The sequence below is a fragment of the Vibrio sp. STUT-A16 genome (assembly GCF_026000495.1).
Classification (GTDB): domain Bacteria; phylum Pseudomonadota; class Gammaproteobacteria; order Enterobacterales; family Vibrionaceae; genus Vibrio; species Vibrio diabolicus.
The window spans coordinates 405,071-420,206 of record NZ_AP026765.1 but is presented as its reverse complement, the minus strand read 5'-3'; the positions used below and the strand labels follow the sequence as shown (position 1 = coordinate 420,206).

Annotated in this window: 14 protein-coding genes; 2 read left to right on the top strand and 12 right to left on the bottom strand. The window is 45.4% G+C overall.

The window, feature by feature from the left end; genetic code table 11:
- Positions 1-24: 24 nt before the first annotated feature.
- From OO778_RS01965 to OO778_RS01910, 12 genes are all read right to left on the bottom strand, one after another.
- A complete protein-coding gene (locus tag OO778_RS01965) occupies positions 25-519 on the bottom strand; it encodes a type II secretion system protein (protein WP_264910645.1) in 495 nt (164 codons plus the stop codon).
- Between the two features lie 291 nt (positions 520-810).
- On the bottom strand, positions 811-1,272 hold the full coding sequence (locus tag OO778_RS01960) for an MSHA biogenesis protein MshF (RefSeq protein ID WP_264910644.1): 462 nt from the start codon (positions 1,270-1,272) through the stop codon (positions 811-813).
- Between the two features lie 3 nt (positions 1,273-1,275).
- The gene (locus tag OO778_RS01955) at positions 1,276-2,499 is read right to left on the bottom strand and encodes a type II secretion system F family protein (RefSeq protein ID WP_048626840.1); all 1,224 of its coding nucleotides are present in this window, start codon (positions 2,497-2,499) and stop codon (positions 1,276-1,278) included.
- Between the two features lie 8 nt (positions 2,500-2,507).
- Positions 2,508-4,232, bottom strand: a complete 1,725-nt coding sequence (locus OO778_RS01950; protein ID WP_074191841.1) for a GspE/PulE family protein — start codon at positions 4,230-4,232, stop codon at positions 2,508-2,510.
- The gene (locus OO778_RS01945; RefSeq protein WP_256899829.1) at positions 4,229-5,335 is read right to left on the bottom strand and encodes a tetratricopeptide repeat protein; all 1,107 of its coding nucleotides are present in this window, start codon (positions 5,333-5,335) and stop codon (positions 4,229-4,231) included. The genes OO778_RS01950 and OO778_RS01945 overlap by 4 nt, the downstream gene beginning before the upstream one ends.
- Positions 5,320-6,165, bottom strand: coding sequence for an AAA family ATPase (locus OO778_RS01940; RefSeq protein WP_005397403.1), 846 nt, complete (start codon positions 6,163-6,165; stop codon positions 5,320-5,322). The genes OO778_RS01945 and OO778_RS01940 overlap by 16 nt, the downstream gene beginning before the upstream one ends.
- A gap of 44 nt (positions 6,166-6,209) precedes the next feature.
- Positions 6,210-7,853: a pilus (MSHA type) biogenesis protein MshL gene (mshL, locus tag OO778_RS01935; protein ID WP_074191839.1), complete on the bottom strand. Its 1,644-nt coding sequence runs from the start codon at positions 7,851-7,853 to the stop codon at positions 6,210-6,212.
- Positions 7,854-7,873: 20 nt separating this feature from the next.
- A complete protein-coding gene (locus tag OO778_RS01930; RefSeq protein WP_046873588.1) occupies positions 7,874-8,206 on the bottom strand; it encodes a hypothetical protein in 333 nt (110 codons plus the stop codon).
- Positions 8,199-8,849: a type II secretion system protein GspM gene (gene gspM / locus OO778_RS01925; RefSeq protein ID WP_047009166.1), complete on the bottom strand. Its 651-nt coding sequence runs from the start codon at positions 8,847-8,849 to the stop codon at positions 8,199-8,201. The genes OO778_RS01930 and gspM overlap by 8 nt, the downstream gene beginning before the upstream one ends.
- The gene (locus OO778_RS01920) at positions 8,846-10,291 is read right to left on the bottom strand and encodes an MSHA biogenesis protein MshI (protein ID WP_264910643.1); all 1,446 of its coding nucleotides are present in this window, start codon (positions 10,289-10,291) and stop codon (positions 8,846-8,848) included. Before OO778_RS01920 ends, gspM begins: the two co-directional genes overlap by 4 nt.
- Positions 10,292-10,302: 11 nt before the next feature.
- A complete protein-coding gene (gene csrD, locus OO778_RS01915; protein WP_048626836.1) occupies positions 10,303-12,312 on the bottom strand; it encodes an RNase E specificity factor CsrD in 2,010 nt (669 codons plus the stop codon).
- A gap of 242 nt (positions 12,313-12,554) precedes the next feature.
- The gene (locus OO778_RS01910) at positions 12,555-13,097 is read right to left on the bottom strand and encodes a single-stranded DNA-binding protein (protein WP_258615631.1); all 543 of its coding nucleotides are present in this window, start codon (positions 13,095-13,097) and stop codon (positions 12,555-12,557) included.
- Positions 13,098-13,374: 277 nt separating this feature from the next.
- On the opposite strand from OO778_RS01910, the gene OO778_RS01905 reads away from it, so the two are divergent.
- Together OO778_RS01905 and galU are read left to right on the top strand one after the other, a co-directional pair.
- Positions 13,375-14,019, top strand: a complete 645-nt coding sequence (locus tag OO778_RS01905) for a LuxR C-terminal-related transcriptional regulator (RefSeq protein WP_005397417.1) — start codon at positions 13,375-13,377, stop codon at positions 14,017-14,019.
- 158 nt (positions 14,020-14,177) lie between these two features.
- The gene (gene galU, locus OO778_RS01900; protein WP_074191834.1) at positions 14,178-15,050 is read left to right on the top strand and encodes a UTP--glucose-1-phosphate uridylyltransferase GalU; all 873 of its coding nucleotides are present in this window, start codon (positions 14,178-14,180) and stop codon (positions 15,048-15,050) included.
- The last annotated feature ends 86 nt before the right edge of the window (positions 15,051-15,136 follow it).

Sequence of the window (15,136 nt, the reverse complement as noted above, 5' to 3'; positions counted from 1 at the left end):
CTGGCCTCTGTACGATAACTAGACTTAACAATTTTTGTCTACTTTATAAACAGGAACTGCATCAGCGTCTGACTTATCTAGAGCATAACTAACATAGCATTTAGAAGGAGCTGCTGTTAAAGCTTCACCTGTTTGGAAAGTAGCAAATACTGTGCTGTTTGCCTCATCAACATACACGGACCAATCACCACCAGTTCCAGTTTCTAAGCCATCAACCAAGGCGATAATCCCGTCAGCATTTGGAGCAGGGTATCCGACATGAATTTCAGTGCCGTCGTCGAGAGTAGGGTATTTATCAGTGGTAGAATTATATTTTTCAGTTTCAACTCCTTCTATAGCCGCCTTACCATACGCAATACCAGAAGCTCCAGTCATTGCTCCTTTCAAGCCTTGTAATGAAGACTGACGAGCATCAGATTGCAGGTTAAGGAAACGTGGTGCTGCAGTTACCGCTAGAATACCTAGGATTACAATTACCACTACCAATTCGATAAGGGTGAAACCACCTTGTCTTTTCATTGTTTACTCTCTCTATGTAAGCATGCAGTACAACTGCAAAGTTTCGTTTAGGTCACGCGACCATTTTGGATATTGTCAAAACGGTTTGGGGCAGCAACGTTCACTAAAACTGACCGTGAAGTGGATACTGTATCTACCGCTTGAGCAGAATGACGATTCGCCATTATTCAGTTCATGCTGCAATGAGAAAAACACATTATTGTTTACCCTCTATTACAGCTTCTTACTTATGGTAATGATTGCATTATACCGACTTTCAATACCAATTATAGTGATTAGGTGTCAAAAAATTCACTCCGCCGACATTCCGACGTCTATTTTCAGTTGATTAGCTATTGAAATAACTACAATCGACTGACCATTTTCATAAGTATAGTGACAGACATAACGATCAGTTTCGATGGCTCCACTGATATCTATTAACTTATTGGTCATTATTTTACGTTGTGGATAATGCACTGCTAGCCAATAACCACAATCTAAAACACCTTGTTGAGTAAAGGGAGATACTAGCCCGCCCTCAGTCATGGTGAGATTAAAACCATCCATCAGCATATGTTCTGGCTCGCCTTTTACGAGCCAAGCTTGACGATAACGCTGAACACTATCTTGCATCCAAACTCTCGCCAACTTCGCTCCGGTCACTTGCGCCTGCTCGGTAACAGGACGTAATTTGACCGCCAAGCCAACAGCAATGATGGTCGCAATTACCCCAAAAACGATTAGCGTCGCTCGACTTTGATTTTCAACCACCTATTAGCCGCCTTTGATGATGTCTAGCATTCCCCACATTGGCAGGAAGATACCCAGTGCCAGCACCATGACCATGCCGGCGACAATCACCAAAAGTAGCGGTTCTATTCTTGCGGTTAGTGTTTTTAGATCGTAATCAACTTCTCTATCGTAAAAATCCGACACTTCTAGCAGCAGCTCATCAATACGACCAGTTTCTTCCCCTACTGCAATCATCTGAATCACCAAAGGGGTAAAGATTTTACTGTTGATGGCAGTCACTGAGATGGTGCTACCCGCTTCAATCGCGGATTTCATCTCAAGAATTCGATTTTCTAAAAAGCGGTTCCCCAGAGCTTCCCCGGCTAAAGCTAAAGACTGGTTAAGTGGAACGCCTGACTTAAGCATCAACGAGAAGGTTCTGGCAAAACGGGAAAGCTGCGCGCGATTAACGATATCGCCCACAATTGGAAGCCGAAGCCGAAACTTATCGAACTTTTCCCGACCATCAGCCGTCGCCACCCAGGCTCTGAAAACCGCAAACGCGCCAATCATTGCCACAATCAACAACACCCAATAATTAACAAAGAAATTAGAAGTAGCGATCAAAATACGCGTCGGCAGTGGTAACTCAACACCAAAGCGCGTAAACATCGATGCAAACTCAGGGATCACCAAGATATTCAATATAAACATGGCGATAGTGATAAAGATAATGACAAACGTCGGATAACGCATCGCCGCTTTGATGCGTTTACGAGTCTCGAGTTCCTGCTCGTAGTAATTCGCCAGTTGCAATAGTGCTTGATCGAGTCGACCCGTATTCTCACCTACATTGATCATAGAAACGAACAGTGGGCTGAATACTTTGCTGTGTTGCTGCATCGCAGAAGACAAACCTCGGCCATTACTCAGTTCAGAAACGACATCTTCCAGTGCCTCTTTGAGCTGTTTGTTTTCACAATTTTGCAGCAGGCCACGCATAGAACGCAGCAACGGTACGCCCGCTTTAGTTAAGCTAAACAACTGGCGAGAGAAAAGAATGATCACTTCCAATGGAATGGCTGGCACAAATAGCTTAGACAAGCTCATTTGGCTTTTTGCCGACTCTTTCTCTAACCGCACATTGAGCGGGATGATCCCTTTGTTCATCAACGCTTCCGCTGCAGCTTCTGAGTTCACTGCCTCGATTTTGCCGTTAGTGGATGAGCCGTCTAGAGTACGACCTTGATAACGAAAAGTTGGCATTCACTTACCTATATGAAAATGGGATCAGTCTTACCAGAAGCGTCACCTTCACCTAGGGTCATCACTTCATCCAAGCTGACGGTGCCTTGCAGCGCCAGTTCCATCGCCGAGGCAAGCAGCGGCTTATAGTTTTCTGAGCGACGCGCGGCTTGGGCAAAGCCAACCGCATCATTGGCGCGCAGTTTATCCATCATTTCTTGCTCCAGTTCGAGCATTTCAAACACACCGATTCGGCCTCGATAGCCAGTCAAGTTACAGTTTTGACAGCCTGCACCTTTATAAAAAGTGGTGCCCACTTGGTTTGGAAAACGCCCAGCTAACCACTGTTGGCGTGAATCGTCTAGATGGTCTTCTGTTTTGCAATCTGGACAAACACGGCGAACAAGACGCTGCGCCACCACAGCTCTGACCGCACTAGCAACCAAGTAACCCGGTGCGCCCATATCGATCATGCGTAACGCACTGTCGACAGCATCATTGGTGTGAAGAGTGCTCAATACTAAGTGACCCGTTAGTGCAGCTCGTAGACCAATTTCTACCGTCTCTTGGTCACGCATCTCACCAACAAGAATGATGTCTGGGTCTTGACGCAAGAAGGTTCGAAGCACACGCGAGAAAGTCAGATCGATCTTACTGTTTACCTGTACCTGAGTGATGCGAGGCAGGCGATATTCAACCGGGTCCTCTGCTGTAATGATCTTTTTCCCAGGTTCGTTGAGCTCACTTAATGCGCCGTAAAGCGTGGTGGTTTTACCTGAACCTGTCGGCCCCGTAACCAAGATCATGCCGTGCGGACGAGCCAACTGTCGACGTAAACGAGCAAGCAAATCTGGCGGCAAACCTGACTCTTCTAATGGACGCAAACCAGCAGACTGGTTAAGCAGACGCATTACCACGGACTCCCCGTATTGCGTTGGTAGCGTCGACATACGAATATCGATTGATTGACCACGCACTTTGATATTGAATCGGCCATCTTGTGGCAAGCGCTTCTCAGAGATGTCTAGGTGCGCCATCAACTTCAATCGAAGAACCAAAGCCGATGCGATATTCACTTCATTCAGGATGGTTTCATGCAGTACACCATCAATACGCTGACGTAAGCGCAATATCTGATCGTCTGGCTCAATATGAATATCCGATGCCCCGACTTGTACCGCATCTTCAAACATGGAATTAACCAGCTTTACAACGGTAACTTCCTCACTGTCGGTTCCATCAATACCGTAATCGAAGCTTTGCTCGTCTTTATGCTCTTCATGCAACTGTTCCGCGAAAGAAGCGATCTCTTTAGTGCGGCGATAATAGCGGTCAAAGCTTGAAATGAGTTGGCGCTCTGAAGCCACAATGAACTCAAGGTTGTATTCACCTAGCAAATTCATCAGTGACTCTTGGATGAACAAATCTGCAGGGTCACTCATAGCAACGCGCAACGTGTCCCCATTTCGAGCAACCACCATCGCACGTAAGCGACGTGCGTGTACCTCTGGTAGAATCTGTACCGCTTCCGCATCCACAGGTGCGCGACCAAGATCGATCAATGGCAAACCAAGTTGTTGGGACAAGAAGTCCAACATTTGCTTCTCAGTAATAAAGCCGAGATCAATTAACGCATCGCCTAGCTTCTGCCCGGTACTACGTTGTGCGTTTAGTGCTTGCTGGATTTGTTCTTCAGAGACGATGCCTTCTTCAACCAGAAGATCGCCTAAGCGTTTTCTCAACTGAATTTTCATTGTGCATTCTCCAGCTGTTTCAAGATGCTCAAACGGTCACGAATAAACGCTTGCGATTGATTCGAAATGCCAACTTTACCCAGAGCTTGGTTGTAAGAGTTGATCGCGGCGGTAAACGTCAGCGCGCGCTCTTGTTGAATCGCTAAACCTAGCCACCAGCGCGCATTTTCCGGCTCACGCTGAGTAAGGAGTTGATAACTCTCAAGCGCAATATCATTCTGCTTGTGTTTTTGTGCCAATGCCGCACGCATCGCCAAGTAATCTCGACTTGGTATTGGAGGCAAATGCACAAGCGGACTCAGCGCCGCTTCAGGTTGATTAGCTTTCACTAACAACTTAGACAAGGCTAAACGAAGTACTTGGTTGTTCGTGTCAAGGTTGATGCCTTCTTGGATAATCTCATACGCTTTACGCGTGTCGCCTTTGCCAAAGTACAACGCCGATAATTTTTGACGCGTGTCTGCATTCATTGGCTCATAACGTAACGCCTCAGCATAAGCCGACAACGCCGTTTGCATATCGTTAGCATCCAGTGCTTTTTCCGCTCGGCTAACCGCTTTAAGAGATAGCTGGCGGTGCGTCAACTCAACCTGCTCAATACGCATTGAACTGTTTTCTGCTGTCGTGCGGGTTACGTGATTAGATTGCTCATCGCTTGGCATCGTTGCCACTTGCGCGAGTAGCACTGCATCTTCAGAGACCGCATTTACCTCCGCTCTTGGCGTGAACCTATCAGCCTCTGGCATATGAAGCTGTTGCGCAGCCGGTTGTGTCACTGGCTTCGTGTAAACCACATGGGCTGTCTCGGGCGTCATTTTACTCGTTGGCGAATGAGTACGCTCTGATGATGTGATTGACAAAGCATTCACTGGCGACAATAGCATGGTTTCTGTTTGAGCAGATGAAAGCTCGCCTGAAGGGATAGGACCGCGAGAGACCGCCCAGCCGCCCACCGCAAGGCTTAACGAGAAACCGGCAACGAGCCAAAGCCAAGGTTTACTGCGTGAAGCGTTGGGAATGTCCGCACGAGTAAGCTCTGACGGTGATGTTTTTTCAGCGAGTTCTGATAATGCTTTATTGATGGCACTCAAGGTTGACTCCATCCCCAAAATACGGGTGTTTTAAACTTAGGTTTACGGGCATCAAACGTATCGTGCATAGCTGCGTAAACGTGATGATTTTTTAATAGTGTGCAACGATCATTAAATGCCGCAAGCAACGACTTGTGGCTAATTTGGTTGATCAAACGTGGAATCCCCATGGATGAACGCCAAATCGCTTTTTTCTGCTCAATAGAAAAAATGTGCGCTCCATTGCCTGCCTTGTCTAAACGATTATTGATGTAAGCCACGCCTTCATCGATAGAAAGAGGACGCAGCTGACAACTAAACGTAATACGTTGACGAAACTGCCTTAGCTCGTGGCTGGCTAACCGCTCATCCAACTCCGGTTGTCCGAATAACACCAGTTGAATGAGTTTATCTTGTTCCGTTTCTAGGTTACCGAACAGACGCAATGTTTCTAAAGCTTGTGGAGAAAGAGCTTGCGCTTCATCGACGATCAAGACGGTTTTCTTTCCCGCAGAATGCACTTGAATCAGGTGTTCTTGAATGAGAGAAACAATACGTAGCGGGTCATCGTTATCGATGCCTAACTCTCTGGCGACAGCAAACTGCAACTGCTCTCCATTCAAAACTGGATTAGGTAAGTAAATCAGCTCGACTTCAGATTCAATCTGCTCAATTAACTTACGACATACCATGGTTTTTCCGGTGCCGACTTCTCCCGTCACCTTAATCACCCCTTCTCCCATTTGCACAGCGGCTAAAATGGTTTGGATCGCCTCATAGTGAGGGACTAACCCCAAGAACATTTCTGTGTTTGGGGTTAACGAAAAAGGCTGAACTCGAAATCCAAAATGTGACAAGTACATACTCGAATCACAAACTCATTGAAAAACGGAACCTTTCCCCGCGCTTATTGCGCATCTGGGAACCACTCTTGCAGCAGATCACGAGAGCGCTCTAGCTCTTTCTGCCAAGAGTTCACACCAACTACGGTCGGTTTTAGCAAGATGACCAATTCTGTTTTCTCAGTCACGTTATTTACGTTGCGGAACAAATGCCCCAATGCGGGCACATCGCCTAAGAATGGGACTTTAGAAACAAGCTCACGATTTTGCTGTTTCATCAAACCGCCGATAACCACAACATCGCCATCTTTAGCACGAATAACCGAGTCAGATTCACGAATAGAGCTTTTTGCCAATGGCAATTGGATGTTTTGGAACTCACCGCCCAAGTTCAATTTCTTCACTTCTTCCGAGACTTCAATAACCGCAGGGTGAACATGCAGGAACACATTGCCTTTGTTATCAATTTGCGGAGTCACATCGAGAGAGATACCTGAGAAGAATGGTGTCAATTCCACTTCTGGAACGGCATTTGAGTTTTCACCGTTGCCTGCATTGCTCGATAACTCGGTAACAAAATACTCATCGGTACCCACTTTGATGACCGACTTTTGGTTGTTGGCTGCGGTAATACGAGGGCTCGAAAGAACGTTCAAGTCACCTTGCGTAGACATAAAACTCAACACAGCATTGAAGTTGCCATCAGAGATAGTCACGTTGGTTTGGCCGCCCAATAGCGTGCCAATCGCATCCAACGGTGGTAATGCCGACGCTGGACGGTTCACGACGACACTACCCGAGTTACCAATTGACGCCGATAAGTTCGACCAGTTGATGCCTTGTTGGTAGCCATCATTCAACGTCACTTCTAGAATTTTAGCTTCAAGAATGACCTGACGCTGCATGCGCTCCTGCGATACACCTAAGAACTCACGGACTTCTCGAATATCATCTGGAAACGCTCGAACCGTAATCACTCCTGCTTGTGGTGTTACAACAACGCTTTGTCCTTTGCCTGAACCAATTAGATTCGCAACGGCTTGCTGCAGCATCGGCCAGAAGTCACTTTCAGTGATGGTTTCGATGCGCGTACCGCCCGTAGAAGTCGTCGAGCTATCGCCGTTGTTACTTCCATTGTCAGAGTCTGATGAGTCAGAACTGTCTGAGCTACCGCCAGAATTAGACGTACCAGCCGAGGTCACTGAGCCCGTGACAATGCTCGTCAATGATCGACCAGAGCGTTTGAACTGGAGGTAATCAACAGGAATGGTTACCGTACGCATACCAGCAGGGTAGATTTGAATAACTTTGCCAGACTTCACCACATCATAGCCATACATGTTCTGTACAACGCTCAGGACTTCATCCAACGTAACATCTGACAAGTTGACGGTGATATTACCTTGTACCGCAGGATGAATCGCCACGCTGTACTCAGTACCTTTGACTAGCGAGGCAAAAAAGCTTCGTGCATCGACCGCATTCGCTTGAATACGGAAACGCTTCGAGGTACCTTGCTCTGAAGCAACATTCGAGTCTAAGTTAGGCATCAGGTCCGCTTCGACAGAAGAAGGAATTTCTTCTAACGTGCGGCTGTTCGCTTGATTGATAGATTCATTGAGCGCTTCTTTGACTTCCACTGGGTCACGATGACCCATTGAACATCCCATTAAAGAAGCAATCGTTATTCCTACAACTAATTTGCGCATATCTGATCAGGCTCTGGTTATTATTTTTTTACGTTTAAACCAAAAAGCTCTAGGTCCCACTGACGGTTACCACGCTTTAAAGTTACAAATTCACTATTAATGCTCGCGACGCGATAACCCTTAAATAGCTCGCCTTTTTCAACAAGCTTGTTATCCATAATCGCGACACAAGCAGTACTTGGCTTACACACAATACTGTTGAGCGTAGGCAGTCGGTACTGTTTTGCTTTTGGTTTCGCTGACGTTTCAACCGCAGGCTTTTCCCAGCCAAGTGGTGCCGTTGGATCTTGGTTCGCCCAAGCGGTTCCTGCCGCAGCCATGACAAGTAATGAGATGATGAGTTTTTTAACCACCAATAAACTCCTCTCGAGATCCTAGTGTGTAGACTTCCAACACAAGCTTCGCTTTCGGGTACTCTTCGACTTTGTAACTAAAGCTGCGCCAATAATAACTGGCAGGAAGGCTCTCCAACTTATTTAGATAATTGGCAATAGAAAAGTAGTCGCCAGTCAGCTCCATGCGTACAGGGTGCACGTAGTAACCAGAGTATTGCGATGCTTCTTTATCTTCCGTAATTGGCTCAGATGGCAAAGTTTGCAAAGACAAAAGGTGAATGCCACTTTGCTGCTCTAATACATTTTCCAGCAGCTCAGCCATTTGCGAAGGTGTAATAAGGTGTTCGATGATCTCCGCTAGCTGCATCGAAAGGTGCTGACTTTCTGTTAGCAGGTTAGATATCGAGCGATCAATCTCAGCGTTTGGATCTTTCTTCAGCTGCGCTTGAATACGTAGCGTGTCGATTTCAATCTTTTGATTGGCTTGCTTTAAATTGCTTAGTTGCCTCTCATTACTGATGATCTCGTTAAGCTTTGGTTCCAGTACCAGCGTAAAAAGCAACATGATCACGACAACTAAACCACACAGCGCGATAAGCAATTTTTCACGCGCGCTCATTTCGCCAAAGCGCTCTTCTAATGAGAGCCAGAATTCGTTCATTTCTCTTTATCCTCGCGCGTTTTTAGCTCAAACGTCACAATATCCTTATCATTTCGGCCAATTTTGACGTCGTCAAATGTCCGGCCAACCAAGCTAATTTCATTTTTAAATTGGTTAACCCAACTTGGTACTGAGCTCGGCTTTTTCGCCAGTCCCTTCAGATCTAAGGTATGGTTATTGATTCGAATTTCGGACAAAGAAATTTCTTGGTTTCCTAGCTTAGCTAATGATTGCATCACGCCAGAGTAACCCGTGCGCTGCGAGTCATCGTATTTCCCGACGGCTTTAAGCGAGTCTCGCTTCGCCTTGACTTCACGCTCTAAGCGGGCTTTAGCTGCCAGCTTATTATTGTCGGGTTGATGCTTACGTAGCTTGACTTGATAGCGTTCAAGCTCTGACTTCATGATATCGCCTTTGCTTTTTACAATAGCAATTTCATCTTCTAAACCACTGCTCTGCCAAGTCACATAGCCGTAAGAGAGTAGAATGGCCGCAGCCGCGACACCCCAAGATAACGCGATATTTCTTAGTGTCAGGAGCTCTTTTTTCGGCTTTAAGTAATCAGGGTATAAGTTAACGCGTCGAGTATTAGAAGCAGCAGCAGCATCTGCTAAAACGTGTCCTGATAGCTCATGTTCTGGTGGTAATAACGGAGAAACTTTAGTGCTTAAACGGTAGTTCAGAGACTGAACAAGCTCACTCTCATCCTCCTCATCACAACACACTTTCAATTGATGCAGCTGCACATGGCGCAACTGAGAAGAAAGATAATCAATCGAACGTTGCAGTTCTAACGAGAGGCTATCCATCTGTAACTCGCTAGACGGAACCCCCGTTAACGGTGGCGTCACACTTCGAATCGAACGATGGAACGCGATAGTATTTTCGACAAAAGCGCTAATACGGAAGTGACCACGCACACTGCGTTGTAATAATAGGAAGTTACCTAGTTCACCTGCGGTCTCTCCCCAAATGTCGTCTTCAGGAAGAATAGCTTCTAATGGCAACTGGGCGCGACTGGCCAGTAACACGATCTTATCCAACATTTTTCGTGATAAGACGTAAGCTTGCACTTTGGTTGAATTGGGTAGCTCTACCGCATCTGCAATGATGTCAACGGCACGCTCAGAGAGCAGTTCTTTCAACAAAAACGGTAATGCTGCAGGCCATTCTTGGCGCGGCATGACAGGTTTGTCGATTTGATACATCTGATAATAGTTATGAGAAAGGACAACCGTCAGAGAATCATACGCACTCGCAGCAACGCTCAATGCTTGCTCTACGGCTTTCTCCCAATTGGATTCAGAAATATCAAATTGGTATGGGCGACCACTTTTTATTGAAGATGATAAATAAACGGCGTCTGGCTGAATAACCAAAAAGCAGGAACGACCACCACCAGATGATCGTTTGAGCTTGTCGAGTAGTGCTTTGAAATCCATGATTATTATCTTTATTTTTTACGCCAGCGATTTCGTCTTCCCAATTTCACTTGGGATTCTGATTGAGAACTTGGCAATGCTTGTGGACGAGGAAGAAACTGCTGCTCTGCAGAGAAGTAGCGCCCTTGCCCACCATAAACCCCGAGCTCAATTAACGTGTTGAGCTCGTTTTGATTCTCAATTCCCACTGCTATGATTTTAGTTTTACTGTTTGCCGCAGCACCTAGCATGCTGCGGACAAATAGCTGGTTCTCATGTCGCTGGTCGATTTTTGCTACTAAACTGCGATGAAGTTTAAGGTAACGAATATCCACTTCTTTTAAATAGTGAGTGCTGACGATGGTCCGTCCAGCCTGCCCAACCATTAAGTGGCACCCTAAACCGGCCAGCATTTTAGCGACTGGTCGCATAAAGTCTAAGTGTCTTACAAATTGTGCTTCAACAAACTCAAAACTGAGACACTTTCTCTGTTCACGTGACAACTGTAAGAGTTCATCACGAAACCATTTAAAGTACTCTCGGTTAGAAAAAGGCGTTACATTCAAATTGAGCGCATACGATCTTGAGTTATCAAAATTATCCTTAAATTCTCTTAAGAATTTATTAATAACTGACTTATCCATTTGCGCTTCATAACCAACCTGTCTGATCGCAGAAATAAACCGAGACGCTTTAACAATGCCATTCTCAGGATCGCGAATCCGACATGTTAACTCTTCATATAATGATTTTTTATGCGTTGCGTCACTTATTGGGTGCACAGATTGTGCGTAGAGTATCACATTTTCTGGTGTAAGTGCTGTGTCAAATAACGTTCTCCACCTCACACTTCCGCGAGCTTCTTCATCGTGGTTCCATTTTTTGAAGCGACTCCAATTATTGTTATTTTGTAGTTGCGCACTACGCAAAGCTGTCTCTGCTTCATCGATGATTTGGCTGTGTCGCTCACCCTCTTTATAAGTAGTGATGCCTATATGGCACCAGTTGTCTGGGTCGAGTGGCTCTGGCGGAATTAATTTTTCTAACTGGCGAATGCATTGTGATGCCAAATTAGCCACATCTTTGGCACTTTGATGCGGCAGAAATAACGCAAAATCAGCATCGTAATAACGAGAAAACACAACATCAGGGTATCGCTGAACTAAGTTGGATAATAAACTCCCAACTTCAACAATAAACTCATCCGTTATTTGCTTATCTTGCTCTTCTTCAACCAACTTCCAATCTTGAATGCGCACCAGCAACACGGCACCGCGAGCCCCACTTTCTAGTAACGCCGATTCCAGTTTGCTATCAAATAGCACTCGATTGGCGGTACCTGTTAACTTATCAAGGAAGGTTTGAGTTCGAATAAAGGTATCAAATCGGCTTCGCTCTTGACGCGCATCTTGTAACTCTTCAATTAATACATCGAGCGCTTCACTGGCAGTATAAGGCCATTCTTTTTTGTCACCTTTTGCATACTGCTCTACCCGACCAGCAAGGATCATCCTGCCTCGCTCTTCGAGCATTTCAGAGCCTTCTAATTGCTCCTTAAGCCACGCAACACCGCGCATTAAACAGAAGATGATCAGGATAACGGCAAGCGTGATCGACCAAAGCGCCTGCATTGAGTAGCTGTAACCTAAGTAAGGCGGGATCGCTTTAAAATGAATCGTGTAATCTTGATTGTGAGTCAGTTGGTATTCTGTCTCAAACAAGACTGACGCTTCCATTTGATGAGAAGTATCTTTGAAGCGATAAACAACCGCATTGTTGGTCGACAATGTCATTTCGACAATATTGGAAGCCTGCAGCATTTTCGGCATCCAGCGCTGCATAGAATAAGCAGCGTCAGGATCTTCCATCTCCTTGTCGACCACCTCTACGATCCCTTCTAAATAATGGGTGAGATATTCCTGCCCAAGACGTTTAAAAGAGAGGGTGCCACCGACAAACAAGATAAACATGGCGCAGATGACGATCATGGTGACAAAAGCCACCAGCCGTGTGCTTAACTTAAGAGTTGGGGTATACCTCATGAATACCAAATTCCTTTTTTATTCATCATATACCTTATTGAAATATTTATACTTGATAAGAGTTCATCAAACAATCGGATTCGTCTGATAGTGAGAGGCTGGAGCATAAAGAACATCACACTCATTGATAAGTTTTATTGTTACGCCTAACCTTGCTGAGATAAGCCTTTGAGATCATTAGATAGCGACAATAAAAAAGACCGCGATATTCGCGGCCTTTTCGATTCAAGCATAAGCAGAATTTAGAACGGGATATCGTCGTCAAAATCCATTGGTGGCTCATTGTACTGCTGCTGTTGTTGCTGCGGAGCCTGCTGTTGTTGCTGTTGCTGTTGCTGAGGCGCATTGTACTGCTGCTGAGCTGGTTGTTGAGGCTGACCCCATCCACCTTGCTGCTGCTGTTGACCGCCCATTGGTGCGCCGCCACCTTGACCACGACCGCCAAGCATTTGCATCACGCCGTTGAAGCCTTGAACAACGACTTCAGTTGAGTAGCGATCTTGACCGCTTTGGTCTTGCCATTTACGAGTTTGCAGTTGGCCTTCAATGTATACTTGAGAACCTTTACGCAAGTACTCACCTGCTACTTCCGCAAGTTTGCCGAACAACACAACACGGTGCCATTCCGTTTTTTCGCGCTGTTCGCCAGTCGCTTTATCACGCCATGAATCAGAAGTCGCAATAGTAATGTTTGCTACTGCACCGCCGTTCGGCATGTAACGAATTTCAGGGTCGTTACCTAGATTCCCCACCAAAATAACTTTGTTAATTCCACGGCTGGCCATGATGTGCTCCGTTTCACTCTGGATATATAAAATTTTAGCGCATTAGAATAGCACGCTTTAATGTTTTGATTAAAGTCTAATACCATTGTGATCTAATGAGTCATCTACTAGAACCCAAATCGCATTTCAACTTACGCATGTAGCACTTTTGATTCGCGTTGCAGACAGCGTTTCGTGAAGCTTTGAATTCGAACGCATTTATTCAGTAAAGCTATGGTTACAACCTCTCTTTAATGCCAACTTATGGCCTTTATTGAACACTGGGAGATTTGAACACGTGAGAAAGTCGGCTTACGCAAGAAAGCTATTTCTGATCAGTATGGAAGATAATGCGCAAAAAAAGGTGGCGGCACTCGAAAAGTACATTGATATGAGTATCCCGGTGATTTCGACCGAAGCACTCATGGAAGCTAAGCCACAGCATCGTAATAAAATCCTACTGATCGACTTCAGTGAACATAAATCACTCGTTCAATCGATCAAAAACTTACCGCTGGTATGGAAGAACTTTGAAACCGTTGTGTTCAATGTCCCTAAAAGGCTGACCACGGATGAGCTTCTTTCATTTGGTCAATTAAAGGGGCTGTTCTATTCCGAAGATACGCTAGAGCAAATTGGAGAAGGGTTAAAGGGCATTGTTAACGGTCAAAACTGGCTGCCGCGTAATGTAACCAGTCAACTTTTACACTATTACCGTAACGTCATTAACACTCATACTGCCCCAGCCACGGTAGACCTAACCATTCGCGAGCTGCAAGTACTGCGTTGCTTGCAAGCTGGCGCATCGAACAGCCAAATGGCCGAGGAATTATTTGTCAGTGAATTCACCATCAAATCGCACTTGTATCAGATATTCAAAAAGCTATCAGTGAAGAATCGCGTTCAGGCTATCGCGTGGGCAGATCAAAACTTAATGTCATGATGCGATGCCGCGACTCTAATGACTGAAATGACGAGTCGCTCATCTTTTTTCCGCACTGAGTCTCACACTTTTTCCTACTTTATTCATGATTCATTGACGACTCTCGTGTTAAAGTTATGCGCAGATTCTTGATAATAACGAGATAGGATATTCCCCCAATGATTAAAAAATGTCTGTTCCCTGCTGCAGGCTATGGCACTCGCTTCTTACCGGCAACGAAATCTATGCCAAAAGAGATGATGCCAGTCGTGAATAAACCGCTTATTGAATACGGCGTTGAAGAAGCAATTCAAGCTGGTATGAACGGCATGTGTATTGTGACGGGTCGTGGCAAACACTCTATCATGGACCACTTTGATAAGAACTACGAACTGGAACACCAGATTAGCGGTACCAATAAAGAAGAGCTATTGGTAGATATCCGTGAAATCATTGAATCTGCAAACTTCACTTACATCCGTCAACGCGAGATGAAAGGCTTAGGCCACGCGATTCTGACCGGGCGTGAACTGGTGGGTGACGAACCATTTGCCGTCGTTCTTGCTGATGACCTTTGTGTCAACGAAGAAGAAGGCGTGCTAACTCAAATGGTGGCGCTATTTAAACAGTTCCGTTGTTCTATCGTTGCCGTACAAGAAGTCCCAGAAGATGAGACTCACAAATACGGCGTTATCTCTGGTGAAATGATCAAAGATGACATCTACCGCGTAGACGACATGGTAGAAAAACCTGAGAAAGGCACGGCACCAAGCAACCTTGCGATCATTGGTCGCTACATTCTGACCCCTGATATTTTCGAACTGATTGAAAACACAGAGCCAGGTAAAGGTGGTGAAATTCAAATCACTGACGCGCTACTTAAACAAGCAAAAGCGGGCTGTGTCTTGGCTTACAAATTCAAAGGCAAACGCTTTGACTGTGGTAGTGTTGAAGGTTACATCGAAGCAACCAACTACTGTTTTGAAAACCTGTATCTAAAAGATGAAAAAGCCTCAGAGTTAGGTAAACACGCAACCCAAAAAGCGGTATAAAGCATCGTCGTAGTACGAAATTATTGTTTCTAAAGCCCAGCATTATGTTGGGCTTTTATTTTTACTGTTTTTTTATCCAGTAATTT

What these genes read in the sequence shown, in the direction of transcription:
- OO778_RS01965 (WP_264910645.1), bottom strand. Translation starts at nt 519, where the DNA reads ATGAAAAGACAAGGTGGTTTCACCCTTATCGAATTGGTAGTGGTAATT.
- OO778_RS01955 (WP_048626840.1), bottom strand. Translation starts at nt 2,499, where the DNA reads ATGCCAACTTTTCGTTATCAAGGTCGTACTCTAGACGGCTCATCCACT.
- OO778_RS01950 (WP_074191841.1), bottom strand. Translation starts at nt 4,232, where the DNA reads ATGAAAATTCAGTTGAGAAAACGCTTAGGCGATCTTCTGGTTGAAGAA.
- OO778_RS01945 (WP_256899829.1), bottom strand. Translation starts at nt 5,335, where the DNA reads ATGGAGTCAACCTTGAGTGCCATCAATAAAGCATTATCAGAACTCGCT.
- OO778_RS01940 (WP_005397403.1), bottom strand. Translation starts at nt 6,165, where the DNA reads ATGTACTTGTCACATTTTGGATTTCGAGTTCAGCCTTTTTCGTTAACC.
- mshL (WP_074191839.1), bottom strand. Translation starts at nt 7,853, where the DNA reads ATGCGCAAATTAGTTGTAGGAATAACGATTGCTTCTTTAATGGGATGT.
- gspM (WP_047009166.1), bottom strand. Translation starts at nt 8,849, where the DNA reads ATGAACGAATTCTGGCTCTCATTAGAAGAGCGCTTTGGCGAAATGAGC.
- OO778_RS01920 (WP_264910643.1), bottom strand. Translation starts at nt 10,291, where the DNA reads ATGGATTTCAAAGCACTACTCGACAAGCTCAAACGATCATCTGGTGGT.
- csrD (WP_048626836.1), bottom strand. Translation starts at nt 12,312, where the DNA reads ATGAGGTATACCCCAACTCTTAAGTTAAGCACACGGCTGGTGGCTTTT.
- OO778_RS01910 (WP_258615631.1), bottom strand. Translation starts at nt 13,097, where the DNA reads ATGGCCAGCCGTGGAATTAACAAAGTTATTTTGGTGGGGAATCTAGGT.
- galU (WP_074191834.1), top strand. Translation starts at nt 14,178, where the DNA reads ATGATTAAAAAATGTCTGTTCCCTGCTGCAGGCTATGGCACTCGCTTC.